Source organism: Rhodococcus sp. ZPP, assembly GCF_017656075.1.
Lineage (GTDB): Bacteria > Actinomycetota > Actinomycetes > Mycobacteriales > Mycobacteriaceae > Rhodococcus_F > Rhodococcus_F oxybenzonivorans.
In genome coordinates, this window is sequence record NZ_CP058638.1 from 1924247 (window position 1) to 1944994 (window position 20748).

At 65.6% G+C, this 20748-nt stretch carries 28 protein-coding genes; 18 read left to right on the forward strand and 10 right to left on the reverse strand.

The window, feature by feature from the left end; all coding sequences use genetic code 11:
- Positions 1-23 precede the first annotated feature (23 nt).
- The gene (locus HYG77_RS09100) at positions 24-746 is read left to right on the forward strand and encodes a hypothetical protein (protein WP_109334904.1); all 723 of its coding nucleotides are present in this window, start codon (positions 24-26) and stop codon (positions 744-746) included.
- Entirely contained in the window at positions 743-1186 is a 444-nt protein-coding gene (locus HYG77_RS09105) for a cupin domain-containing protein (protein ID WP_109327489.1), read from the forward strand. Before HYG77_RS09100 ends, HYG77_RS09105 begins: the two co-directional genes overlap by 4 nt.
- Here the strand turns inward: HYG77_RS09105 and HYG77_RS09110 are convergent.
- The gene (locus HYG77_RS09110) at positions 1183-2037 is read right to left on the reverse strand and encodes an aldo/keto reductase (protein WP_109327487.1); all 855 of its coding nucleotides are present in this window, start codon (positions 2035-2037) and stop codon (positions 1183-1185) included. The two genes, HYG77_RS09105 and HYG77_RS09110, sit on opposite strands and share 4 nt — an antisense overlap.
- A 138-nt stretch (positions 2038-2175) precedes the next feature.
- Between HYG77_RS09110 and HYG77_RS09115 the strand changes: the two genes are divergently transcribed.
- Both HYG77_RS09115 and HYG77_RS09120 read left to right on the forward strand, forming a co-directional pair.
- On the forward strand, positions 2176-2769 hold the full coding sequence (locus tag HYG77_RS09115) for a class I SAM-dependent methyltransferase (RefSeq protein WP_208962467.1): 594 nt from the start codon (positions 2176-2178) through the stop codon (positions 2767-2769).
- Positions 2770-2830: 61 nt separating this feature from the next.
- Positions 2831-4468: an ABC-F family ATP-binding cassette domain-containing protein gene (locus HYG77_RS09120; protein ID WP_109327483.1), complete on the forward strand. Its 1638-nt coding sequence runs from the start codon at positions 2831-2833 to the stop codon at positions 4466-4468.
- A 1-nt stretch (position 4469) separates the two neighbouring features.
- Here the strand turns inward: HYG77_RS09120 and fdxA are convergent, their stop codons facing one another.
- On the reverse strand, positions 4470-4796 hold the full coding sequence (fdxA, locus tag HYG77_RS09125; RefSeq protein WP_005244047.1) for a ferredoxin: 327 nt from the start codon (positions 4794-4796) through the stop codon (positions 4470-4472).
- Positions 4797-4942: 146 nt separating this feature from the next.
- Here fdxA and HYG77_RS09130 point away from each other — a divergent pair, with 146 nt between their 5' ends.
- The 5 genes from HYG77_RS09130 to HYG77_RS09150 all read left to right on the forward strand — a co-directional run bounded on the left by HYG77_RS09130 (position 4943) and on the right by HYG77_RS09150 (position 8817).
- Positions 4943-5248: a helix-turn-helix transcriptional regulator gene (locus HYG77_RS09130; RefSeq protein ID WP_208962468.1), complete on the forward strand. Its 306-nt coding sequence runs from the start codon at positions 4943-4945 to the stop codon at positions 5246-5248.
- Positions 5249-5255: 7 nt separating this feature from the next.
- Positions 5256-5795 (forward strand): hypothetical protein, encoded by a 540-nt coding sequence (locus HYG77_RS09135; protein ID WP_208963330.1) that lies wholly within the window; start codon positions 5256-5258, stop codon positions 5793-5795.
- A 32-nt stretch (positions 5796-5827) separates the two neighbouring features.
- Complete coding sequence (locus HYG77_RS09140) at positions 5828-6724, forward strand: ATP-binding cassette domain-containing protein (protein WP_208962469.1); 897 nt, start codon at positions 5828-5830, stop codon at positions 6722-6724.
- Positions 6721-7914 carry an ABC transporter permease gene (locus HYG77_RS09145; RefSeq protein WP_208962470.1) on the forward strand — a complete coding sequence of 398 codons (1194 nt, stop codon included), beginning with the start codon at positions 6721-6723 and terminating at the stop codon, positions 7912-7914. Before HYG77_RS09140 ends, HYG77_RS09145 begins: the two co-directional genes overlap by 4 nt.
- A gap of 192 nt (positions 7915-8106) precedes the next feature.
- On the forward strand, positions 8107-8817 hold the full coding sequence (locus tag HYG77_RS09150; protein ID WP_109334902.1) for a TIGR02206 family membrane protein: 711 nt from the start codon (positions 8107-8109) through the stop codon (positions 8815-8817).
- Positions 8818-9154: 337 nt separating this feature from the next.
- Here the strand turns inward: HYG77_RS09150 and HYG77_RS09155 are convergent, their stop codons facing one another.
- Both HYG77_RS09155 and HYG77_RS09160 read right to left on the reverse strand, forming a co-directional pair.
- Positions 9155-10021: an alpha/beta fold hydrolase gene (locus HYG77_RS09155; RefSeq protein WP_208962471.1), complete on the reverse strand. Its 867-nt coding sequence runs from the start codon at positions 10019-10021 to the stop codon at positions 9155-9157.
- Positions 10022-10293: 272 nt separating this feature from the next.
- Positions 10294-11025: a TetR/AcrR family transcriptional regulator C-terminal domain-containing protein gene (locus tag HYG77_RS09160; RefSeq protein ID WP_208963331.1), complete on the reverse strand. Its 732-nt coding sequence runs from the start codon at positions 11023-11025 to the stop codon at positions 10294-10296.
- Between the two features lie 128 nt (positions 11026-11153).
- Between HYG77_RS09160 and HYG77_RS09165 the strand changes: the two genes are divergently transcribed.
- The 5 genes from HYG77_RS09165 to HYG77_RS09185 all read left to right on the forward strand — a co-directional run bounded on the left by HYG77_RS09165 (position 11154) and on the right by HYG77_RS09185 (position 14293).
- Complete coding sequence (locus HYG77_RS09165; protein WP_208962472.1) at positions 11154-11618, forward strand: hypothetical protein; 465 nt, start codon at positions 11154-11156, stop codon at positions 11616-11618.
- 78 nt (positions 11619-11696) lie between these two features.
- Positions 11697-11891: a CsbD family protein gene (locus tag HYG77_RS09170; RefSeq protein WP_109327470.1), complete on the forward strand. Its 195-nt coding sequence runs from the start codon at positions 11697-11699 to the stop codon at positions 11889-11891.
- A 58-nt stretch (positions 11892-11949) separates the two neighbouring features.
- Positions 11950-12105 (forward strand): DUF6131 family protein, encoded by a 156-nt coding sequence (locus HYG77_RS09175; RefSeq protein ID WP_204164880.1) that lies wholly within the window; start codon positions 11950-11952, stop codon positions 12103-12105.
- A 75-nt stretch (positions 12106-12180) separates the two neighbouring features.
- Complete coding sequence (locus HYG77_RS09180) at positions 12181-13437, forward strand: fatty acid desaturase (RefSeq protein ID WP_109327468.1); 1257 nt, start codon at positions 12181-12183, stop codon at positions 13435-13437.
- Positions 13430-14293: a DUF1206 domain-containing protein gene (locus tag HYG77_RS09185; protein WP_230990097.1), complete on the forward strand. Its 864-nt coding sequence runs from the start codon at positions 13430-13432 to the stop codon at positions 14291-14293. The genes HYG77_RS09180 and HYG77_RS09185 overlap by 8 nt, the downstream gene beginning before the upstream one ends.
- Before the next feature lie 141 nt (positions 14294-14434).
- Here the strand turns inward: HYG77_RS09185 and HYG77_RS40650 are convergent, their stop codons facing one another.
- Positions 14435-14560, reverse strand: a complete 126-nt coding sequence (locus HYG77_RS40650; protein ID WP_280123301.1) for a hypothetical protein — start codon at positions 14558-14560, stop codon at positions 14435-14437.
- 44 nt (positions 14561-14604) lie between these two features.
- Between HYG77_RS40650 and HYG77_RS09190 the strand changes: the two genes are divergently transcribed.
- Positions 14605-14886 (forward strand): ANTAR domain-containing protein, encoded by a 282-nt coding sequence (locus HYG77_RS09190; RefSeq protein ID WP_208962473.1) that lies wholly within the window; start codon positions 14605-14607, stop codon positions 14884-14886.
- Positions 14887-15155: 269 nt separating this feature from the next.
- Here the strand turns inward: HYG77_RS09190 and HYG77_RS09195 are convergent, their stop codons facing one another.
- Positions 15156-15359, reverse strand: a complete 204-nt coding sequence (locus HYG77_RS09195) for a cold-shock protein (RefSeq protein WP_208962474.1) — start codon at positions 15357-15359, stop codon at positions 15156-15158.
- Positions 15360-15845: 486 nt separating this feature from the next.
- On the opposite strand from HYG77_RS09195, the gene HYG77_RS09200 reads away from it, so the two are divergent.
- Both HYG77_RS09200 and HYG77_RS09205 read left to right on the forward strand, forming a co-directional pair.
- Positions 15846-16283 carry a MerR family transcriptional regulator gene (locus HYG77_RS09200; protein WP_244373569.1) on the forward strand — a complete coding sequence of 146 codons (438 nt, stop codon included), beginning with the start codon at positions 15846-15848 and terminating at the stop codon, positions 16281-16283.
- 238 nt (positions 16284-16521) lie between these two features.
- Complete coding sequence (locus tag HYG77_RS09205; protein WP_208963600.1) at positions 16522-16689, forward strand: hypothetical protein; 168 nt, start codon at positions 16522-16524, stop codon at positions 16687-16689.
- A gap of 109 nt (positions 16690-16798) precedes the next feature.
- Here the strand turns inward: HYG77_RS09205 and HYG77_RS09210 are convergent, their stop codons facing one another.
- From HYG77_RS09210 to HYG77_RS09220, 3 genes are all read right to left on the reverse strand, one after another.
- Positions 16799-17758, reverse strand: coding sequence for a ferritin-like domain-containing protein (locus HYG77_RS09210; protein WP_208962475.1), 960 nt, complete (start codon positions 17756-17758; stop codon positions 16799-16801).
- A complete protein-coding gene (locus tag HYG77_RS09215; RefSeq protein WP_109327462.1) occupies positions 17755-17997 on the reverse strand; it encodes a hypothetical protein in 243 nt (80 codons plus the stop codon). The genes HYG77_RS09210 and HYG77_RS09215 overlap by 4 nt, the downstream gene beginning before the upstream one ends.
- A 365-nt stretch (positions 17998-18362) precedes the next feature.
- Complete coding sequence (locus HYG77_RS09220; protein WP_109334900.1) at positions 18363-18680, reverse strand: hypothetical protein; 318 nt, start codon at positions 18678-18680, stop codon at positions 18363-18365.
- A gap of 236 nt (positions 18681-18916) precedes the next feature.
- Here HYG77_RS09220 and HYG77_RS09225 point away from each other — a divergent pair, with 236 nt between their 5' ends.
- A complete protein-coding gene (locus HYG77_RS09225; protein ID WP_208962476.1) occupies positions 18917-19657 on the forward strand; it encodes a TetR/AcrR family transcriptional regulator C-terminal domain-containing protein in 741 nt (246 codons plus the stop codon).
- 157 nt (positions 19658-19814) lie between these two features.
- Here the strand turns inward: HYG77_RS09225 and HYG77_RS09230 are convergent, their stop codons facing one another.
- Positions 19815-20483 (reverse strand): PAS and ANTAR domain-containing protein, encoded by a 669-nt coding sequence (locus tag HYG77_RS09230; RefSeq protein WP_208963333.1) that lies wholly within the window; start codon positions 20481-20483, stop codon positions 19815-19817.
- Between the last annotated feature and the right edge of the window lie 265 nt (positions 20484-20748).

Below are 20748 nucleotides of genomic sequence, written 5' to 3' on the forward strand. Positions count from 1 at the left end.
AGGGCACAGCCGAGGAGGCCGTGATGACGGACAGCCCGCGATCGATCGCCCAACGCGACACGCCGCTTCCCGCCGGTCTGAACGAGGAGCGTTTCGCGGGGTACGGGGTGATGGGCCTGCCGTTCGCCAGCGGGCACTACCTCGCGTTCCGGCACTTCCCGGCGAGCTCGGTCGGGGAAGGTTACGACTCGGTGTGGCATCGCGACCCGGCCGGGAACTGGGTGATCTACAGCAGCGTCCCACCCAGCTCGAGTTGCGCGCGCTACTTCGGCTCGGAACTCGAAGACGCACGGGTGGAGAACATTTCAGTCCAGTGGACCGGTCCGCGCGCTTTCACCGTGGAGATACGGCACAAGATCGTGTGGGAACTCGAACTCGGTCGCTCGGTTGCCACCGCGGCGATGACCGGGATCGGCCGCCTCATGCCTGCGGCCTGGTGGCGGAGCGACAAGGTGCTGTCCGCGATGTCGAAGGTGGCGGGACCAGTGCTGCGCGCCGGAAAGGTCGGCCTTACCGGGACGGTGTCGAACGGCCAATGGTTCCGCGCCAATCCACGGATGCTGTGGACCGTCGACGACAGCCGGGCCATGGTCGACGGCGTCGACATCGGTCCGCCTGGACCGCTCGATCATCAAGCGAGACTGGGAGACTTCTGGTTGCCACAGCGCGGCATGTTCGTGGTCGGCGAGTCGTTCTTCGAGCCGTACGATCCCGAGCGCCATCGGCAGAACACAATGGGTTCATGACAGATCTTCCGGACTGGGCGCGCACGCTCGATCTCACTCCTCATCCGGAGGGCGGGTGGTATCGCGAGACGTGGCGCAGCGACATCACCGTCCCCGCCGAAAGTCTGCCCGCCGACTATCCGGGACCGCGGTCGGCGGGCACCGCGATCCTGTTCCTCCTCCTGCCCGGTCAGCAGTCTGCGTGGCACACGGTGCGCAGTGCCGAGATCTGGTTCCACCACCGGGGCAGCCCACTGCGGCTCGACCTCGGGGGTGACGGCGGCGAACCCGATGCCCCGCAACCGCACATTCTCGGACCCGACGTCGCGGCAGGCCAGCAGCCACAGCTACTGGTCCCGCCCCGACACTGGCAGCGCGCCACTCCGGCGGGCGACGAACCGACTCTCGTCAGCTGCGTCGTCGCGCCGGGTTTCGACTTCGAGGATTTTCGGCTGGTCTAGCCGGCGAACGTGTCCGGGTCGCCGCCGAGACGGCCGTCCGGGCGGCTGAGGGAGCCGATCGTGTTGATCTCGTCGGGGGTCAATTCGAAGTCGAAAACGTCGATGTTGGCGGCGATGCGCTCAGGGGTCACCGACTTCGGGATCACTACGTTCCCGATCTGAATATGCCAGCGGAGAATCACCTGCGCTGTCGACTTACCGTGTGCCGCCGCGATTGTGGTGATCGACTCGTCCTCGAGGATGGTGCCCTGCCCGAGGGGGCTCCACGCTTCGGTCGCGATTCCCTTCCCGGTGTGGAAAGCCCGCAACTCGGCTTGGTTGAATCGAGGATGAAGTTCCACCTGGTTGAGAACCGGCACCTCACCGGTTTCGGCGATCAGGCGCTCAAGGGTGGCCGGCGTGAAGTTGGAAACGCCGATCGAACGGGCGCGCCCTTCGGCCTTGATCTTCTGGAAAGCCTTGAAGGTCTCGACGTATCGATCCGCCGACGGCACCGGCCAGTGGATGAGGTAGAGATCCACATAGTCGAGGCCCAGCCGGCCGAGGCTCGCGTCGAAAGCGCGGAGTGTGGAGTCGTAGCCCTGATCGTCGTTCCACAGCTTGGTGGTGACGAACAATTCGTCACGAGCGATGCCCGAGTCGGCCAGCGCACGGCCCACCCCGGCCTCGTTCTCGTAGATGCGCGCCGTGTCGATGCTGCGGTACCCCGCCTTCAGCGCCTCGGTGACCGCGCCGTAGCTCTCGTCGTCGGGTACCTGCCAGACACCGAAGCCCAGCGCAGGAATGCTGTTCCCGTCGCTCAGCGTGACCGTAGGTACAGGTACAGGACTCTGTGCAGTGTTGAAACCCATAGGTGAATCCAACCGGACACCCGACGAGGATGTTCCTCAGTCTCAGGATGTGGACGTTGCGTGTCGTCCGGTGGCGAGCGGGTAATCGGTCGCAAGTGGTGTGTTCAGGTGGGGACGCACCCATCGGAAGGGGCGAGCATGGGCCTCGGGTACGAACTGGCCTATCGGTTCAAGATCACGCCCTGGGTAAAAGCGGGCCGAATCTTCGGCGATCAGATCGAAGGACTGCTCGATCCGTGCGACACCCCACCGGGCAAAGTCCTCGACGTCGGCTGCGGGACGGGCGACCATGCCATCGAAATGGCCAGACGAGGCTGGGACGTGACCGGAATCGACACCGTCCAGCTGGCGCTGGACAAGGCACGCTCCAAAGCACGGAAGGCGGGCGTCGACGCGCGATTTCTCCGTGCGGACGCCACCGATCTCGAGCACACCGTCGGCCGCGGCTACCACCTCGTCCTCGACGTCGGGTGCTACCACGGCATGAGCGACGCCGACCGCATCGCGTACGCAGAAAACGTCACCACCGTCACCGAGCCGGGAGCCACTCTCCTGATGTTCGCGTTCGGCCCGGGTCACCGGGGACCCCTCCCCCGCGGTGACTCCCGTTCCAACGTCGAGCGCACCTTCGAGGCGTGGAAGCTGACTTCCGACGTGGACGCCGACACCACGGGCATGCCCGGGCCCCTGAAGAAGGCCGACCCCCGCTGGTTCCGCCTCGTCAAGCGCTGACCCCTGTGCGCACTTGTCCACCGCCCGCGGTGCACAAGTGCGCACAGGGGATAATGCCCAGGTGACTGCAACACTGCGCATCAGCGGACTGTCGGCTTCGCGGGGTGAGCGGACACTGTTCTCCGACCTCGACCTGACTGTCGCCCCCGGCGACGTCACCGGCCTGGTCGGCGCCAACGGCGCAGGCAAATCCACCCTCCTCACCGCTCTGGCCGGCGTCGGATCGGCCGACGTCGAGGGCAGCATCATCCTCAGCCCACCCGACGCCGCGGTCGGCTACCTCGCTCAGGAGCCCGAGCGTGTGCCGGGTGAGACCGTTCTCGATTTCCTGGGACGGCGCACCGGCGTCACCGTGGCCGAGGACGCGATGAACGCCGCAGCCGAAACCCTGGGTGAGTCGGAGGAGGATCTCTACTCCCCCGCTCTCGAACGGTGGCTGGCGCTGGGCGGTGCCGATCTCGCCGAACGTGCCGAGAAGGTGATCGCCGAGCTGGGGCTCGGGGTGCCGCTGACCGCCCCGATGACGGCCCTGTCGGGTGGGCAGGCCGCGAGGGCAGGGCTGGCGTCCCTGCTGCTGTCCCGCTACGACGTCCTTCTCCTGGACGAGCCGACCAACGACCTCGATCTCCTCGGGCTCGAACAGCTCGAGCGTTTCGTCGCGGACAGCAGGGCAGCGATGGTGGTGGTCAGCCACGATCGCGAGTTCCTTGCACGCACGGTGACCGGCATCGTCGAGCTCGACCTGGTTCAGCAGCAGATCGCCGTGTACGACGGCGGCTACGAGTCGTATCTCGCGGAGCGCGAGATCGCCAGACGGCATGCCCGCGAGGCCTACGAAGAGTACGCGGGCACCCGTTCGGAGCTGGAAGACCGCGCGCAGATGCAGCGCAATTGGATGGAGCACGGCGTCCGCAACGCGCGGCGGAAAGCGAAGGACAACGACAAGATCGGAAAGGGCCTGCGTACCGAGTCGACCGAGAAGCAGGCCGCGAAGGCCCGACAGACCCAGCGCCGAATCGAGCGACTCGACGTGGTCGAGGAACCTCGCAAGGAGTGGGAACTGCGCATGGAGATCGCCGCTGCCCCGCGCAGCGGGTCCGTGGTCGCGACGGCGAACGGTGCAACGATCACCCAGGGCGTCGGCGACTTCGAGTTCGGGCCCGTGACCACCCAGGTCGACTGGGGCGACCGCATCCTCATCACCGGCGCCAACGGTTCCGGCAAGACGACCCTATTGAAGGTACTGCTGGGCAAACTCGTTCCGGATGCGGGTAGCGCCTCGCTCGGCTCGGGTGTGGCGATCGGCGAGATCGACCAGGCGCGCGGCCTGTTCGAGGGCGCGGAGAAGGTGTCCGACGCCTTCGCCGCCCAGGTGCCGGACTGGGCGGACGCCGACGTGCGAACACTGCTCGCGAAATTCGGATTGAAGGGCCACCACGTATTGCGTCCCGCATCGTCGCTGTCCCCCGGCGAGCGCACCCGGGCGGCGCTCGCGTTGTTGCAGGCCCGCGGAGTCAATCTCCTGGTGCTCGACGAGCCGACCAACCACCTCGACCTTCCGGCGATCGAGCAACTCGAGCAGGCGATGGAGAACTTCGACGGCACCCTGCTGCTCGTCACCCACGACCGCCGGATGCTGGAGACGACCCGCAGCACCCGCCGGTGGCGGATGGATGCGGGCCGGCTGTTCGAGGAGTAGGTCAGTCGCCTTCGGCCATGGGCGGCAGGGCTTTGACGAACGGCGGGTCGTAGTCGACCTTGCCGAGTTTCGCCGCACCTCCCGGCGACCCCAGGTCGTCGAAGAAGTCGGCGTTCGCCTTCGTGTATTCCACCCACTGATCGGGGACATCGTCCTCGTAGAAGATGGCTTCGACGGGGCACACGGGCTCACAGGCTCCGCAGTCGACGCATTCGTCGGGGTGGATGTAGAGCATCCGACCACCCTCGTAGATGCAGTCGACCGGGCACTCTTCGATGCATGCCTTGTCCAGAACGTCGACACAGGGCTCGGCGATGGTATACGTCACGTCACTAATCCTGGCCTTTCCTGCCGTCCGGCGCGAATCGCCTCCACTCTGCCACTCAATTGCCCGTGGTCAACCGAAGTCGACTTCGGCGCGCGGATCGTTGCCCCCAATTGACAAATCGTTGGGTTTTCACAACACTTCTTTGTGTGAGTCCAGTTCGCCGGGGGGAGTCTCTTCCCATCTACAACCGCATCGGGGTGCTTCGCGCCGAGCGAGGGATGAGCCGGGCACAGCTGGCGGGCCTCGTCGACGTCAATCCGCAAACCGTCGGCGCGCTGGAACGGGGCGACCACTACCCCAGCCTGGACCTCGCCTTCCGCATCGCGTGGGTGTTCGAGCTACCCGTGGAGGCGATCTTCTCCCGGACCGAATTCGGTCCACTGTCCACCGAGCTCTACCGCAACACCCGTCCGGCGCGCGAAACAGGAAGCGAGAGGAGTTCCGATGCCTGACACGACTCTGCCTGACACGACTCTGCTGGAGCGGTACCAGGGTTTCCGCACCCGAAGATTTCTGCAGAACGAAGCCCGTTATCGGACGTGGATGCCGGGGTGGCGGACACAGCGCCGCCGGCGGCTACTCGTCGTGCTCCTTGCGCTCACATTCGTGTTCATGGTCGCCGTGGGGGTCGTGTGCCACTTCGACATGGTGGTGGGACCACTGCTGTGGCTTCCCGCCTGCCTCTTCTTCTTCCCACTGTGGACGACGTTGCAGATAGTCTCCGGACGGCGGGGTGACGCACCCCGTGATGCACTCGACGAGTGGGAGATCCAGCAGCGGAACAGCGCCCGGTCGATCGGACTCACGGTGACGCAACTGCTGACGCTCGTTCCCGGGTTGTACCTGATTTTCGTCGGCGCGCAGGACGGCGATCACAGCAACGTGCCGTACGCCGCCGGCCTCCTCGTGGTCACCGCGCTGATGGTCGGCGGATGCACCCCGGCCATGATTCTGGGCTGGACACAACCCGATCCGGAACCGGAAGACCTGACGCCATGACAACTTCTCGCCCTCCGAAATGGGAAGGACCCATGTCTCACACCCTCACGATCGACGGCATCTCCAAACGGTACGGCGACGTCGTCGCACTCGACGACCTCTCGTTCGACGTGCGGCCCGGCGAGATCTTCGGGTTCGTCGGCAGCAACGGCGCCGGAAAGACCACCACGATGCGTATCGCCCTCGGCGTTCTGTCCGCCGACTCGGGTGAGGTGCGGCTCGGGAACAAGCCCGTGGACCTCGAGGTGCGACGGACCATCGGCTACATGCCCGAGGAGCGCGGGCTGTACCCGAAGATGAAAGTGGGCGCGCAACTCGCGTATCTCGCGGAGCTGCACGGTCTCACCCGCGCGGCTGCCCGCGAGTCGGTAGGCCGGTGGACCGAACGCCTCGGCATCTCGGACCGCACCGGTGACACCGTGGATGCACTCTCGCTGGGTAATCAGCAACGGGTCCAGCTCGCGGCAGCGCTGGTCCACGATCCGGCGGTCCTGGTGCTCGACGAACCGTTCTCCGGGCTCGATCCCGTCGCCGTGGACGTCATGAGCGAGGTGTTGTTGGAGAAGGCGAGAACCGGTGTGCCGGTAATCTTCTCGAGCCATCAGCTCGAACTGGTTCAGCGCCTGTGCCACCGGGTGGGCATCATCGCGTCCGGGAAAATGCGTGCGGTCGGGACCGTCGAGGAGTTACGCGGCACCGGCAACGTCCAACTCGACGTGTATGCACCGGAAGCTCCCGTCGGGTGGGCGCACCACCTCGACGGCGTGACCACGATCAGCCACGTCGAGGGCCGGACCCTGCTGTCGCTCGAACCACACGTGGACGATCAGCTGATACTTCACACAGCGTTGAAAACCGGCCCGGTGCACGAATTCTCGTTACACCGGCCGTCCCTCACCGAAATGTTCCGAGAGGTCGTGACGGCATGAGCGCCCCACTGAGTCCTGTCCGTGCCATCGGCTTGGTAGCCCGCCGCGAGTTCCTGACACAGGTCGGCAAGAAGAGTTTCGTCATCAGCAACGTGATCATTCTCCTCGCGATCGTCGGCGGTATCGTCGCCTACTCGCTGTTTTCGGGCGGCGGCGACGACCGGGCGAAGATCGGCGTCGTCGGCGACCAGGCGCTCGCACCGGTTCTCGTCGCGGCCGGGGACGCCGTGGGCACCCCGGTGGAGGTGACGGCGATCGACAGCGAACAGGCCGGCCGCGAACGCGTCGAGAACGGCGATCTGGACGTGGTCCTCATTCCGGGCGCCGACGGCTCTGCCACAGCGGTCACCGAATCGGAGATCGGCTCCGGCCTACGTGCCGTGATCGACGGCGCCGTGATGCAACGAGCACAGGCCGAAGCACTGACGGCGCAGGGTGTCGATCCCGCTCGACTGGCAGAGGAGGCCGGCAAGGCCGTGGTGACGGTCGACGCCCTGGACCCGCCCGACCCGGAGAAGGGTCAGCGCGTGGCATTGTCGGTTGCCGTGGTGGTGCTGCTCTACATGCAGATCATGATGTTCGGGATGTACGTCGCGATGGGCGTCGTCGAGGAGAAGTCGAGCCGCGTGGTGGAGCTACTGCTGTCGACCCTGCGGCCCCTGCAGTTGCTGTGGGGCAAGGTCATCGGTATCGGCGCCGTCGGTCTGCTGCAGCTGGCCGCGTACGGTGTGGCCGGCGTGGGCGCAGGCCTCGCCACCGGCACCCTCACCGTGACCGGTACCGCACTCGGGGTCCTGGCGGGCACACTCGGCTGGTTCGTCCTCGGTTTCGCGTTCTTCGCCGTGCTCTACGCCGCCGCAGGCTCGATGGTGTCTCGGCAGGAGGACGTCAACGCCACGGCGTCACCGCTGATGGTCTTGATCGTCATCATGTTCTTCAGCGCGTTCTCCTCGGTGAGCGACCCCGACGGCACGGTGAGCAACGTACTCAGCTGGATCCCGCCCTTCTCCGCGATCCTGATGCCGTTGCGGATCGCGGCCGGCGTGGCATCACCCACGCAGGTCGTGGGAACCGTGGCACTGATGCTCGCCGTGACGGCAGCGTTGAGTGTGCTGGCCGCCAAGATCTACCAGCGCTCGATCCTGCGTATCGGCAAGGTCGTGTCGTGGAAGGAGGCACTGGGCCGTTAGCCCAAGGTTCGGATGGACGGCGCCGAGGTCCGGGTCCGCCGTCGACCCGGCACCCCGAAAGCCGTGCCGGCGAATTGTCAGCAGTGGACCTGCGCTGTGGGACAGGATGGAGAAAGCGCACCGCTGTGTGAGCAGGGGCCGGCCGCGACGCACCAGACCGCCACGGGAGATGACACTGCGGAGTTGATGGACTTGTTCACCGCACAACGAGAGTTCGCGGCCTACGGCCCGTCGTACTGGGTCGTGATCGCGGTATTCGCCACGGTCGCCGTGCTGCTGGTCTGGCTCGGGCGCCGGCAGAGCGAGGCGCAGGCGCGACGCCTCGGCCGCGCCCTGGCGGTGCTGACCGCCGTGATCTACGGTGCGGCGCTGATCTATTCGCTGTTCCCGCCCAGCATCGGCGGGTCGGTACCGCTGCGCCTGACCGATCTCGCGACGGTGGCGGCGGCCTACGCGCTGTGGTCGCAGGCACATTGGGCGTTCGCGCTCACCTACTACTGGGGTCTGGTGCTGAGCACACAGGCGTTGATCTCACCGGTGCTGGCCAGCCCGGACTTTCCCCATCACGAGTTCCTCGCGTTCTGGGGAATCCACCTGCTCGTCGTCTGGGCGGCGATCTACCTCACCTGGGGCCGGCAGATGCGGCCGCGGTGGCGCAGCTACCGGATCGCAGTCCTGGTCACGGCGCTGTGGGCGGCGGCCACAGTCACCTTCAACACCATCGCCGGCACCAACTACGGGTTCCTCAACCGAAAACCCACCACCGCGACCCTGCTGGACGTGCTGGGCCCGTGGCCGCTGTATCTGCTGACCGCGACCACGCTGATCCTCATCGTATGGGCGATGATGACGTGGCCGTGGGAGCGGACCCGTCACCACCCCGAAGGCGGACAACGGGTCTGAATCCCGGCACCGGATCCACACTACGACCAGCGCCCACCTCGGTTCAGTGTGCCGGTGATGTGAAATTCAGGTCGACAGGCAAACCGCCGGTTTCCTCCGGCCCGGCACGCACGATCTCAGCCGGTCGGTAGCACGCGGCGAATCCTCCGACCGACCCACCAACACAATCCATGACGGGCAACCTCAGGGGTCGAGAAATTCGCTGTCGCACGCCTTGGTCAGGACCTGTACCGAGTGGCCCGGGTCCGCTCTCAACGGCCACACCCACATCCTCGATGTAGTGGGCCATGGCGAAGCTGTGCGCGCTGTCTGTTGGTGCGGGCCCGGAGCCGCATTGTTACCGATCGGATCCTGAAGCCGGGTCGAGGAACTGGTCGAGCACGCGGAAGAACAATTCCGGTTCGTCGAGTTGAGGGAAGTGGCCTGCGCGGGGAAAAATCTCGACGCGACTGTGGGGGACGACGCGGCGCAGGTTCTCGGCGTGTGAGGCGGGAATCATTCTGTCTCTGCCACCCCACACCAGCAGCGACGGAAGCGATTCGAACTTCGAGAAGTGTTGCTTGGCGCTGACGGTCTGTCCACGCAGTCCCACGACGGCACGGGTGGAGGCGAGGAACGCGGCTCGCGAGGAGCGGTCGGACACGGTCTCGAGGGATCGCCAGGTTTCCGCGGCGCTGCGGCTGGGCTGCACGGGCAGCCCGAGCCGGCCCAGTTGTTTGAGGATGTTCTCGGTAGTGCGCCGAAGCCGGTCGGAGGCCAGAACGGGCAGGACCAGTTCGCTGCCAGGCAGGGTGGCGGCCTTGAGGAACAGGCTCACCTCGGGCCCGAGGCCGCCGCTGCTCACCAGGCACAGACGGTCGACTCGCTCAGGAAAGAGGTACGACAGCTGCATGACGATGCCGCCGCCGAGGGAATGCCCCACGAACGCGGCGGAGGAAATCCCGAGATGGTCCATCAGGTCGCGGAGGGTGGCGGCATGGGCACTCAAGGAGTAGTCACCGGAGGGTTTGTCGGACTGCCCGTGCCCGAAGAGGTCGGGTGCCACCACTCGATGCTTTTTTGCCAGTCTTCTGAGCTGCGGCGCCCAGGACTGGTGCGAGCCGAGCAGCCCGTGCACCAGCACCACCGGCGGTCCCTCGCCGACGTCGACGAACTTGAGGACGTCATTGTGCAGGACCAGGGATTCGAGCTTGCGTGGCGACACTGTGCCCTTCCGTCTCGTGGTTCAACCAGCAGAGCGCCCTGACCGCCGACCGCTCGGGGTCGGACTCGGGCACCTGGAATATGGGCCGGCTCCACTGCCGGCTTCGGCTGTGAAGTGGAGAAACGATGTCGGGGCGCCCGCGTCTGTCCACGGACGCCTGGCCTGATCTTGCCACGTGCGGCCGGAGCCGGCGCGGCGTAAGTCCGCCGCGTCGGTAGATGCTGCAGTTTGGCAGGTTGGAGAGTGCCGGCACGACGGTTCGTCCGTTGGATTCAGCTCACCGCAGGGGCTGGGCTGTCGGGATGGGGCAGTGTGGCGGCCAGTCCCGTGATCAGGATGTCGAGGCCGCGTTCGAGTTCGGCGGCGCCGTCGTACGACGCCAGCACGGGTGCGAGACCGCGCAGCAGCGGGAATTCGCCGATCGGTAACCGGTGCAGTCCCAGGCGCAGCAGATCGTCGTGCTCGTCGGGGCGTTCGACGATTTCCTGGAGTTCGTTGAGGACGTGACCGTGAAGGAAGCCGAACAATGCCCGGTAGATGTGCAGGGCATCAGTCCCGGTGAAGCCGGCCCGGGTGAGCAAGCTCAGGATCTTCTCGAGCGGGCGCAGAGTTCCCAGGGGCCGCAGCCCCAGGGGCGTCGACAGGGGCCGGGTGACCAGCAGCGGGACCACGTGGGGATGATCGAGCGCCAACCGGCGGAAGCCCCGGGCGACCTCCCGGAGTTGGGTTGCCCAGTCGCCGTCGTCGGTGTCGACTTCGAGTTGGTCGAGGACGCTCTCGGCGACGGCGTCGAGGAGCGCGGCCTTGTTCGGAGCGTGACGATAGAGGGTCATCGGGTCGCGGCCCAGGGCCTTGCCGAGGCGTCGCATGGACAGTGCGTCGATTCCGTCGCCGTCGATGATCGCGAGTGCTGCCGTCAGGATTCGCTCTCGGGTGATCGGGCCGCCGTCCGGAACGGAACCGTTACCGGAGCGGATCGGGCGATCAGCGGGGACCTTGACCATCACAAACACTTCCTTCAATGCGTCCACTGTAGGCCTTTACCGTAGGTCTCGACAGTAGACCTACAGTGTTGACACACCGTGTAATGCGGCGTTGACTGGGTACTACAACGTAGGCCCGGGAGGCCGCCATGATCATCATCTTCGGACTCGTCATTCTGCTCGCCGCCGTGATCATCGGGCTCGCGGGCGTGTTGACCAACAGCGGCGACGGGCACGCCCTCACCGATGATTTCGCCGTATTCGGTTATCACGTCACCGGCTCCACCGGCACGCTGTTTCTGTACGGCATCGTCGTCGGCGCGGTCGGCCTGCTCGGGCTGAGCCTGCTACTGGCCGGTGCCCGGCGGACTTCCCGTCGCGGCCGCCTTGCCCGCCACGACCTGAAGGATTCTCGCCGGGAGACAGCGGACGCGTACCAGGACCGGGATCGCCTCGCCGGGCAGCGCGACATGGTCGCCGCGGACCCGGACACCGTCGACAGGACCGCGCACGGGACAACTCCCCGTGACCAGCGAGACGGGCGACGTGACTGGCGGCACCCGTTCGGCCACCGAACAACCAGGGCCGCCACCACCCACGACGTCGCGCGCTGAGGAAACCCGCGCTGAGGAAATCCACCGACATCGGGCCCGCAGCCACGCCGTCCGATCACCAAAGAGAGAAGTACCGCCATGAGCATCGGGAAGAGGCTTCGACACAAGGCCGAAACCGCGGAGGGCGCCACCAAGAAGACGGTCGGCAAGGCCCTTGGAAACGAACGTATGGAAGCGGAGGGGAGTGTAGGCCAGGCCAAGGGCAACACCAAGCAAACCGGAGACAAGCTCAAGCAGGCAGGGCAGAAGATCAAGCACACCTTCAAACACTGACCCGCTCACACCGTTCGATACCCAATCCCACTCTCTGTCCCGAAATCAGGTCGCTCTCATGATCATTCTCGGAATCATCCTCGCCATCCTCGGCGTGGTCATCAGCCTGCCCATCCTGTTGTACGTGGGGGTCGCGCTCATCGTCATTGGAGTGGTCCTGGTGATCATGGGGTCGATGGGCCACGCGGTGGCAGGGCGCCGCCACTACTACTGACCCGGCCCTGAGGCCGCACCGGACGGGGCAGCACCCAGGTTCCGGAGGGGGCTCGTCCGGAACCTGGAGCACACCATGGCCATCTCCGATATCAAGGAATACGCACACCTCACCGACGCGGACGTCGAGGCACTCAGCGACGAACTCACCAGCATTCGCCGGGAGGTCACCGAGTCCCTCGGGGAGGCCGACGCCGCCTACATCCGCCGCACCATCGGCCTCCAGCGGCTACTCGATGCCGCTGCACGACTGGTGATCTACGACAGCAGGAAACCGGCGGGCTGGGCCCTCGGGACGACAGCGCTCGCGGTGGCCAAAAGCGTGGAAAACATGGAGATCGGCCACAACGTCTCCCATGGCCAATGGGACTGGATGAACGACCCCGAAATCCATTCCAGCAACTGGGAATGGGACATGGCCGGCCTGTCATCGCAGTGGCGGTATTCCCACAACTACCGCCACCACGTGTTCAGCAATGTCGTCGGGATGGACGAGGACCTCGGCTACGGTGTTCTCCGGGTTACCCGCGACCAGCCGTGGAAGCCTGAACATCTACTGCAACCGCTGCGAAACCTGCTGTTGGCGGCGATGTTCGAATGGGGGATCGCCCTCCACGACCTGTACTCCGAGCAGGTTCGGGCCCGCACTGCCACCGAGAAGTCCGCCCACACCCGAGCACTGATCGGGAAGATCGCCCGCCAGACGGGCAAGGACTACCTGCTCTTTCCCGCCCTCAGCGGACGCCGCTGGCGGCGAACGCTGACGGCGAACCTGACCGCGAACCTGCTGCGGAACGTATGGGCGTACGTGGTGATCTTCTGCGGGCACTTCCCGGACGGCGCCGAGAAGTTCACCCTCACCGAACTCGAGAACGAGACACAGCCGGAGTGGTATCTGCGGCAGATGCTCGGAGCAGCCAACTTCCGGGCCGGCCCCGTGATGGCGTTCCTCAGCGGCAACCTGTGCTACCAGATCGAGCATCACCTGTTCCCCGACCTGCCCAGCAACCGCTACGCGGACATCGCCACCAAGGTGCACGCACTGTGCGAGAAATACGACCTGCCCTACACCACCGGCTCCCTCGCCCGGCAGTATCTGCTGACGCTGCGCACCATCCACAAACTCGCACTCCCCGACCGGTTTCTGCGCGCGACCGCCGACGACGCCCCAGAAACGGCCTCGGAGATGAAATTCCGCACACCGTTGCCTCAGTCTGGCGGGACGGCCCCAGGTCGTCGAGTAGGACTCCGGACGGCGCTGACGGCTCGAGCCAACCCTCGCACCCGCCGGCGAAGGACTTCACCACCGATAAGGGGCGATCACCATGCCTGACACCAACCGTTCCCAGGCGTCCTCCGCCAATTCTTCGTCGGCGTCGCAGGACAACTCGTCCTCCACCGCAGGACGGGTGGCGCAGAACAGCTTCTTCGAACACTTTGCCCGCGCAGGGTTCGTGGTGAGCGGGATCGTGCACCTGATCATCGGCTACATCGCCATCCGGCTCGCCCTCGGCGGCGCAGCCGGCACCGCTGACCAATCCGGTGCCATGACGGAACTGGCCGCCAAACCGGGCGGCATCGCCGCACTATGGGTGGGCGTGGTCGCGTTCGCCATCATGGGACTGTGGCGACTCGCCGAAGCGGCACTCGGCAGTTCATCCCGACCTGGCGCCGACAGCAAGAAATCGGAAATCGTCGACCGGCTCAAGGCCTTCGCCCTGGCGGTCGTCTACTTCGCTTTCGCCTTCTCCGCATTCGGATTCGCCCGCGGCAGCGGAAAGTCCAGCAGCGGCCAGAGTGCGGGCATCACCGCCCGCCTGATGCAGACCACCGCCGGCACGATCGCCCTCATCGCCGCGGCGCTGGTCATCATCGCGGTCGGCGGATACCACGTCTACAAGGGGATCAGTCGCAAATTCCTCGACGACCTCGAAGGAACCACCAGCCCACTCGTGCGGCGACTGGGCATGGTCGGCTACATCGCGAAAGGTCTGGCCATCGCCGCCATCGGGTTGCTGGTGATCCTCGCCGTCAATCAATCCGAGCCCGACAAGGCCTCAGGACTCGACGGCGCCTTCAAAACCGTCGGCGCCCAACCCTACGGAGTAGCCCTCCTCATCGCCGCCGGTGCCGGCATCATCGCCTACGGCCTCTACAGCTTCGCCATGGCCCGCTACGCCAAGATGTAGTCGGCGGGTCGTAGCCGTACGCCAGCGGCTCCGTCCGAGCAACGAAGTTCGTGGCGTGAGCGGCGGGATGTTTGTAGTCCCAGCGCGGGGGAAAGTGGAGGAAATGAGTGACGAACTGAACCCAGCTCGTCCCGACGACGATCAGACGGTGTCCCTGCTCACCCGCACTCGTACCCTGTGCGGGCAATGCTCGAACGACGTCGGTGTCGACGGCGCGGCCATCGCGGTATTCGCCTCCGACACCAGCCGGGACCTGGTGTACGCCACCGACATCACCGCCAAACGGATCGACGAACTCGAATTCACCCTAGGTGAGGGCCGCGGCCGGCTACGTCGCTGCCCTCGGCTCGATCGTGGTCGAGGCACTCGATCCCTCGCGCCACCCGACAGTGATCGACCCCGCCCTGTCTCCGCGCGGCACAGTGCACGTGGCCGCCGGAATGGCGGCCGTCCAGCTTCGGGTCTCTCCTACCGATGCCCTCGCCCGACTACGGGCGAGGGCGTTCGCGCAACACCGCAGGATCACGGTGATCGCCCAGGACATCATCACCGCCCGACTGAAGTTCCGCCCCGAGGGTTCCGGCGGCACCTGATCTGCGCCGACGGCATTGCAGTTCCTGAGCGACCCTTGCCGCGGTCTGATCGGACGCGCCGTTCTCGACCGAAGTCCTGAAGCCAGCCAACAGCAAATCCGCGCGTCCGGTACCCATCCACGCGAGGCCAGTCCTTCACGACCGAGGATGTTCGCGACGATACCGGGACAGATCCGTCCGAACGTCGAGCCCCGACCCGTTCGGCAAGCGGATCCTCATCCGGCTCTCGAATGAGGACCGCACCCAACGTATGCGGTCCTCCAGAAATGCTAGACAGCCCGCACATTCGTGGCCTGCGGGCCCTTCTGCCCCTGGCCCACCTCGAACTCCACCCGCTGGTTCTCCTCGAGCGACTTGTAGCCGCTGCCCGAGATTTCCGAGTAGTGCACGAAAACGTCCGCAGTTCCGTCGTCGGGTGCGATGAAAGGGAAGCCTTTCTCACCGTTGAACCACTTCACAATGCCCTGCGCCATGCCGATACTCCCTACCACCACGATCCGGGAACCCACATCGAATCCCCGATCTCGATACCGCTGAATCTTGCTACCCGAAGAACGGTTCCGGACGTCCGCACCCGAACCGAGGAAAGCGGACAGACTGCTCGACACCTACTCCGACTCCGACTCTGCCACCTCACCATCGACGAGAACCTATCCGCCGAGGGATTGCCCGTCCATGTCGGAGCCAAGGTGCCTCTCGACGCAGACGGAAACCCTGGTCAACCCACTCCAGAATATCTATAGTGGCGACTGTAGACATTGAGAATTCGCTGTTGTAGAGTTCCTGTCGTTGCAAGGAAAGAGTTCACGAGGTGCGGGAGAGAATGAACTGCCCGCATAGCAGTACCGCAAGAGACGGCCGTGACGGGGCAAGTGTTGATGTGAGTGCGTGAGGCCCCGGCACCTCCGGCCGGGCGGTCGAGCAGCACGATAAGCCCGACAGCCGAAAAAGTGCAGTGAATGAGGGAAGTGAAAACCGCTCCGGCCCCCGGTGCCTCACGGCGCCGGGGGCCCTGTCCGTGTGAAAGGTGTTATCCCATTCCGGAAGATTGCCCCGACCGCAGCCCGGCCGGGAAGCTCGACGACGAGGACTACCCGGCCTACAGCATGGGCCGCGCCGCCGAGATCCTCGGCGTAACACAGGCCTTCCTCCGCAGCCTCGACGCCGCGAAGCTTCTCATCCCCGGACGCTCGGAGGGCGGTCACCGCCGCTACTCCCGATACCAGCTTCGCCTCGCCGCCCGCGCCCGCGAACTGATCGACCAAGGCACCGCACTCGAGTCCGCGTGCCGCATCATCATCCTCGAAGACCAACTCGCCGAGGCCCGCCGCATCAACACCGCACTCGAGCACACCCACCGCCCCGCGATGGACGGACCCTCCCCCGCACCCGGCTGAACAGCTACCGACCGTTGATGAATGCCCTTCGGGGCGGCCAGGTCGGCTCTTTCCTGAACCGACCTGGCCTGGACACGTCCGGTACTCCGGAATATCGGGCACGCCTGAGAACGTGATACCCCAGCGGGCGCGTCCGGCACTGCCCGGGAGGAACCGATCCACGTTGAGGGTAGGTGCGATCAATCATGGACTCGATCCCGAGGGCGAACCGAGTCCTCGAGGTCCACGACGCGAGAACGTGGCGCAGCAAGCGCAGGACGAGCACAGTGACAGCGAAGGCAGCGACAAGACCGGGCTGTGGGGGCTCCTGGGCCTCGCGGGCCTGCTGGGTCTCGCCGGACTCGAGCGTCGAAACGACCCGACCGTGCGCACAGGCGTCGGGACCGACCCGACACGCCGCCCCTGAAATTGCGACCGTGACGGGTGCCCCGGCCTCACGGCCGAAGCATCGCGTTAGCCAAGTGAATACCCTGCGAGAAGGGTTGGGACACTCGCGTCACAAGTACCGCTTCCGATTAGTTGATGCCGACGACTTCTTGGGCGAGGGCGGCGAGGCGGGTCTGCGCGGCCGATATCACTCCGTGGCGGTTCTTGTTCGCTTCTTCGTGGGCGATGATGGTGCGCAGGTCGGCGGGTGCGGTGAGTTCTTTCACCGCGGCCACCGCGCCGGAGACATTGAGTTCGGTGTAGTCGGAGATCGGGAGTTCTTCGTCATCGAGAGAACCGTTGGCGGTTCGGGCGTTTCGGATGGCATCGGCGACGCCGGATGCGCCCTCTCGGCGGGTCACCGCTTCGGCCGATTCGAGTGCCGCGTCGCGGCTGGCGACCAGCGTCTTCGTGGCCACGTCACCGGCGTAGGCGCCGCGGCGCAGAAGCGCACCGATCCGGTCCGGGGTGGCCTGGACGGTGTCGATGGCGCGGTCGAGTCCGCGCGCCGACCACGTTGCCGGGACAGTGATCAACCGGATCGCGGTCCCGGTCGCAGCCTGCATCGGGGTGCGCCGCAATGCCGCGGGGCCGCCGAGTGCGTCCTCGGCCAGCACCGTCGTCAACCATTCGACGGTGGCGGTGTGGGCGGCGATCAGGCGTCCGGCCAGGGCAACGATGCCGGTGCGGCGCGACGTGGTCGCCAATGCCCGCAGGTAACGCGCCCGGTCGAGCAGTTGATGTTCGAGGACCAAATCGCCGAGCAGGGCCTCGTCGAACGGCTGGGCTTGTTCGGCCATGGCCTTGACCATCGCAACCGCGCGGCCGAGTAGCGGGCCCACGACGTCGGGAAGTCCACCGAGGTCACGGATCGCTTCCTCGATCGCGGCCGCGCGGTCACGGGCGTTGTCGGCGTTCTGTGACAGTTCCCGGCGGACGGCTTCTGTTCGCGCTTGCCCGATCCGGGTCTCGGCGACCTGAATTTCGGTGTGCGTCAGTTCCAAGACCACGCGCAGCTGGGTGATCAGTGTAGCGGTGTTGTCGGTCATACGTTGCTCCTGAAGTCGGATGGTCGGTGTGCGCGGGCAGGACGGTGGGCGGTGTCCTCGGTACCGGCCCGGCGCCGGGCGAAACGCGAGATTCCGAGGAGTCCGCGTGATGCGGTGGTCGGCTTGCCGGCGCGGCGTTCGAGGTGGCTACCGAGCCTGGACAGTACGGCCGCCACGACGGGGAGAGCGAGAACGAGCATCTTCCATCGGCGTAGCAGACGGCTGACGAGAATCCACATGAATCGACCTTTCTTATCGGTCAGTCAAGTTGCGGCACAGCGTAACCCGGGAACTCATCACGGTGAGTAGCGCGATGGTCGCAACAGAGAGCGAGGTCGCCGCGGGTTCGAGGAACAACCGGACGCTTGCAGTTCGACCAGGGACGGGTGCACCGTGCGGTCGGCGAGCGGGGTATCGAGATGCGGTGATGCTTCACCGTCAAAGATCAAGGGAGAAAACACTTCCGACAATACTTCGAACCAATTGGCTTGGGGGAACGATCTTCCTGAGACCGGGAAGCGGTGTCACGGGAACGATCGACAACACCCGGAGCGCGGGGCCCGGCGAGACGAGCCGCCGGAACCCCCGCTACGAAGATAGCGAATCAGACGCCGGAATGCCGATCGGTGTCCGTGTAGTGCTCGCGGCTGCCGGACTTGGCAATGCCCCGGCTGACGATGTAGGCGATCGTCAGAATGACGACGTAGAACCATGCGCGGTCCGCCCGGAAATAGTCTTCGTGGGCGTCGGTGGTTTGCACCAGATACGAGGCGAGCAGGACGCCGATGACAGCGGCGATGTAGACGAAAAACTCGGTGGTCTTGTACGCGGCCTTCGTCTCGGTGCTGCGGCGCGCTTCGAGGTGAGTCCGCGGGCCGGCCGCTACGGCACTGGTGTGGGCGACGGGATTAGTGGAGGTCATGAATGACTCCTTCAATGGGGTGCCCGGCATTGCAGTGCAGATCCGGGTCACCGCGAACGTCTCCTCGACTGAGGTGGACGTGGTGGTGAGCGCGACCCTCTGCTGGAGCGAACCCATACCCCACAAGTATACGCACAAGTAACTACAGTGCAAGCGTACGGTGTAAGTAAGGGCTGGATAAGACGTGATCCGTCGGGGACGCGTTCTTCTGCTCGTCTCAGATCAAGGAGGCAGCGATGGTTGCGCGCACGGACCCGGCCGAGTCCGGGTCGACCACTCCCCAGGGCCGTTCCCGGGTTCGGACCCGTCTGACCCGGCTGAGCACCGAGCAGGTGCTGGCCGCCGCCCTCGAGATCGTCGACCACGAGGGCGTCGATGCCCTCTCGATGCGTCGATTGGCGCAGGCTCTCGACCGGGACGCGATGAGCCTGTACCGCTACGCACAGAACAAGGCGGCGCTCCTCGACGGTGTCGTCGACCTGGTGCTCCGCGAACTCGTCATCGACTGCGACGCGCAGGAGTGGGCACAGGAACTGCGACTATTTGCCCACCGTTACCGAGACCTCGCACTCGAGCACCCCAATGTCGTTCCGCTGCTGGTGACGCGCCCCCTCGCGACACCTCTGGGATTACGGCCCCCGGGCACACTGCGCCCACTCGAGGACTTCCTCGAACTCCTCGTCCGGGCCGGCTTCTCCCCGCCGAATGCGTTGCACTCCTACCGACTCTTCTTCGGATTCCTGCAAGGGCACATTCTCGACGAACTCCAGGAACTGGTCGAGGATCCCGAAGAGTCGGAGGATCTCCTCCGCCTCGGACTGCATCGCCTGCCGCGCAGCAAGTTTCCCCGGTTACGCTCCCTCGCTTCCGAACTCGCCGACTACGACGGTGCACACCGTCTCGACACGGGACTCGACATCATCATCGACGGCCTCGAATCCCACTTCCGCAACACGGCCGCCGCCACCGGTGAATGATCGCAACGACGCAGGGCTTCAGCGCTCGCCCGTTGGCTCCTGCGCCGGTCGGTGACCGCAATGCCGCGCGGTCCTCGTACGAGATGAACACTGCGACCTCACCATGCGGGCGGGAGACCTTCGCCGATGCCTTCAGCTCGTCACGTCAGGGTGCCGGTCAACCCCGTTCCCCCGGCTGGGCATCGGGATGCTGGTGTGCAGTGAGGAGTAGGTGGTCGAACCGGGCGCGAAACGACTCGGGGAAAGCCGTCTCGGTGAGAGCGGCGACAAAGCGTTCGGCAAGGGTGCGGAGTTTGGTGTTGGTCTGCTGTGAGCGCCAGGTAAGAATGCCGAACGCGCGTTCGGAGGAGATGCCGTACACGAGCATGAGTGCACCCTTGGCCTGCTCGATCACCGCCCGCGATTTCCCGAATTCGGCGACGGCCTCGGTGAGCGCCTCGTTGAATTCGCGGGGGTCGGTCTCCAACGATTCGGTGACGTCGATGTAATACCCGTACGTGCCGATGACCTTGTCGTTCTCGTCGAGCAGGCGATCGCCGACCACGATAACGTGGTGGATTCGGCGGTCGGTGTCGATGATGCGGTGCTTGCTGCTGAACGGCTCACCGGCGTGGATCATCTTGTCGAAGAGCGCAGCGATCTGCGCTTTGTCGTCTGGATGTTTGTGGGAAAGCAGGAGTTCGGTGGTGGGAGTGATCTCGCCCGGCTGGTAGCCGTGCATCCGGGCGACGGGGTCGGACCATTCCCAGCGTTCGCCGTCGAGGTAGAACCGGAAACTCCCGCCCTGTGGGGGTGCACTCGAGACAAGGAGCTCGTCACTGTCCACAGCTACCCCACTGCCCTCCGCGTTCAAACCACCCTCACCTCGGAATGCCACCGCCACAGTATGCCGAACACAGCGGCGTGCGCGGAAATTATCTCCACCGTTGCACGAAGTGCAGGTTTTCTTCCTCGCTCGGCGGACTGAGCACGAAGCGCGGCGCGTGGGTTCGTGATGACCCCGCAAACCGATCCTCTTGAAGAAGAGAACCTCAGGGTCCTGGCATCGGGCACGGACCGTGAACGCGACCGGAGTCTCGCGTCGGCCGGTG

Coding starts and splice junctions, on each gene's coding strand:
- HYG77_RS09100 (WP_109334904.1), top strand. CDS start 24: ATGACGGACAGCCCGCGATCGATCGCCCAACGCGACACGCCGCTTCCC.
- HYG77_RS09105 (WP_109327489.1), top strand. CDS start 743: ATGACAGATCTTCCGGACTGGGCGCGCACGCTCGATCTCACTCCTCAT.
- HYG77_RS09110 (WP_109327487.1), bottom strand. CDS start 2,037: ATGGGTTTCAACACTGCACAGAGTCCTGTACCTGTACCTACGGTCACG.
- HYG77_RS09115 (WP_208962467.1), top strand. CDS start 2,176: ATGGGCCTCGGGTACGAACTGGCCTATCGGTTCAAGATCACGCCCTGG.
- HYG77_RS09140 (WP_208962469.1), top strand. CDS start 5,828: ATGTCTCACACCCTCACGATCGACGGCATCTCCAAACGGTACGGCGAC.
- HYG77_RS09145 (WP_208962470.1), top strand. CDS start 6,721: ATGAGCGCCCCACTGAGTCCTGTCCGTGCCATCGGCTTGGTAGCCCGC.
- HYG77_RS09160 (WP_208963331.1), bottom strand. CDS start 11,025: ATGGTCAAGGTCCCCGCTGATCGCCCGATCCGCTCCGGTAACGGTTCC.
- HYG77_RS09165 (WP_208962472.1), top strand. CDS start 11,154: ATGATCATCATCTTCGGACTCGTCATTCTGCTCGCCGCCGTGATCATC.
- HYG77_RS09170 (WP_109327470.1), top strand. CDS start 11,697: ATGAGCATCGGGAAGAGGCTTCGACACAAGGCCGAAACCGCGGAGGGC.
- HYG77_RS09175 (WP_204164880.1), top strand. CDS start 11,950: ATGATCATTCTCGGAATCATCCTCGCCATCCTCGGCGTGGTCATCAGC.
- HYG77_RS09180 (WP_109327468.1), top strand. CDS start 12,181: ATGGCCATCTCCGATATCAAGGAATACGCACACCTCACCGACGCGGAC.
- HYG77_RS09185 (WP_230990097.1), top strand. CDS start 13,430: ATGCCTGACACCAACCGTTCCCAGGCGTCCTCCGCCAATTCTTCGTCG.
- HYG77_RS09195 (WP_208962474.1), bottom strand. CDS start 15,359: ATGGCGCAGGGCATTGTGAAGTGGTTCAACGGTGAGAAAGGCTTCCCT.
- HYG77_RS09200 (WP_244373569.1), top strand. CDS start 15,846: ATGAGGGAAGTGAAAACCGCTCCGGCCCCCGGTGCCTCACGGCGCCGG.
- HYG77_RS09210 (WP_208962475.1), bottom strand. CDS start 17,758: ATGACCGACAACACCGCTACACTGATCACCCAGCTGCGCGTGGTCTTG.
- HYG77_RS09215 (WP_109327462.1), bottom strand. CDS start 17,997: ATGTGGATTCTCGTCAGCCGTCTGCTACGCCGATGGAAGATGCTCGTT.
- HYG77_RS09220 (WP_109334900.1), bottom strand. CDS start 18,680: ATGACCTCCACTAATCCCGTCGCCCACACCAGTGCCGTAGCGGCCGGC.
- HYG77_RS09225 (WP_208962476.1), top strand. CDS start 18,917: ATGGTTGCGCGCACGGACCCGGCCGAGTCCGGGTCGACCACTCCCCAG.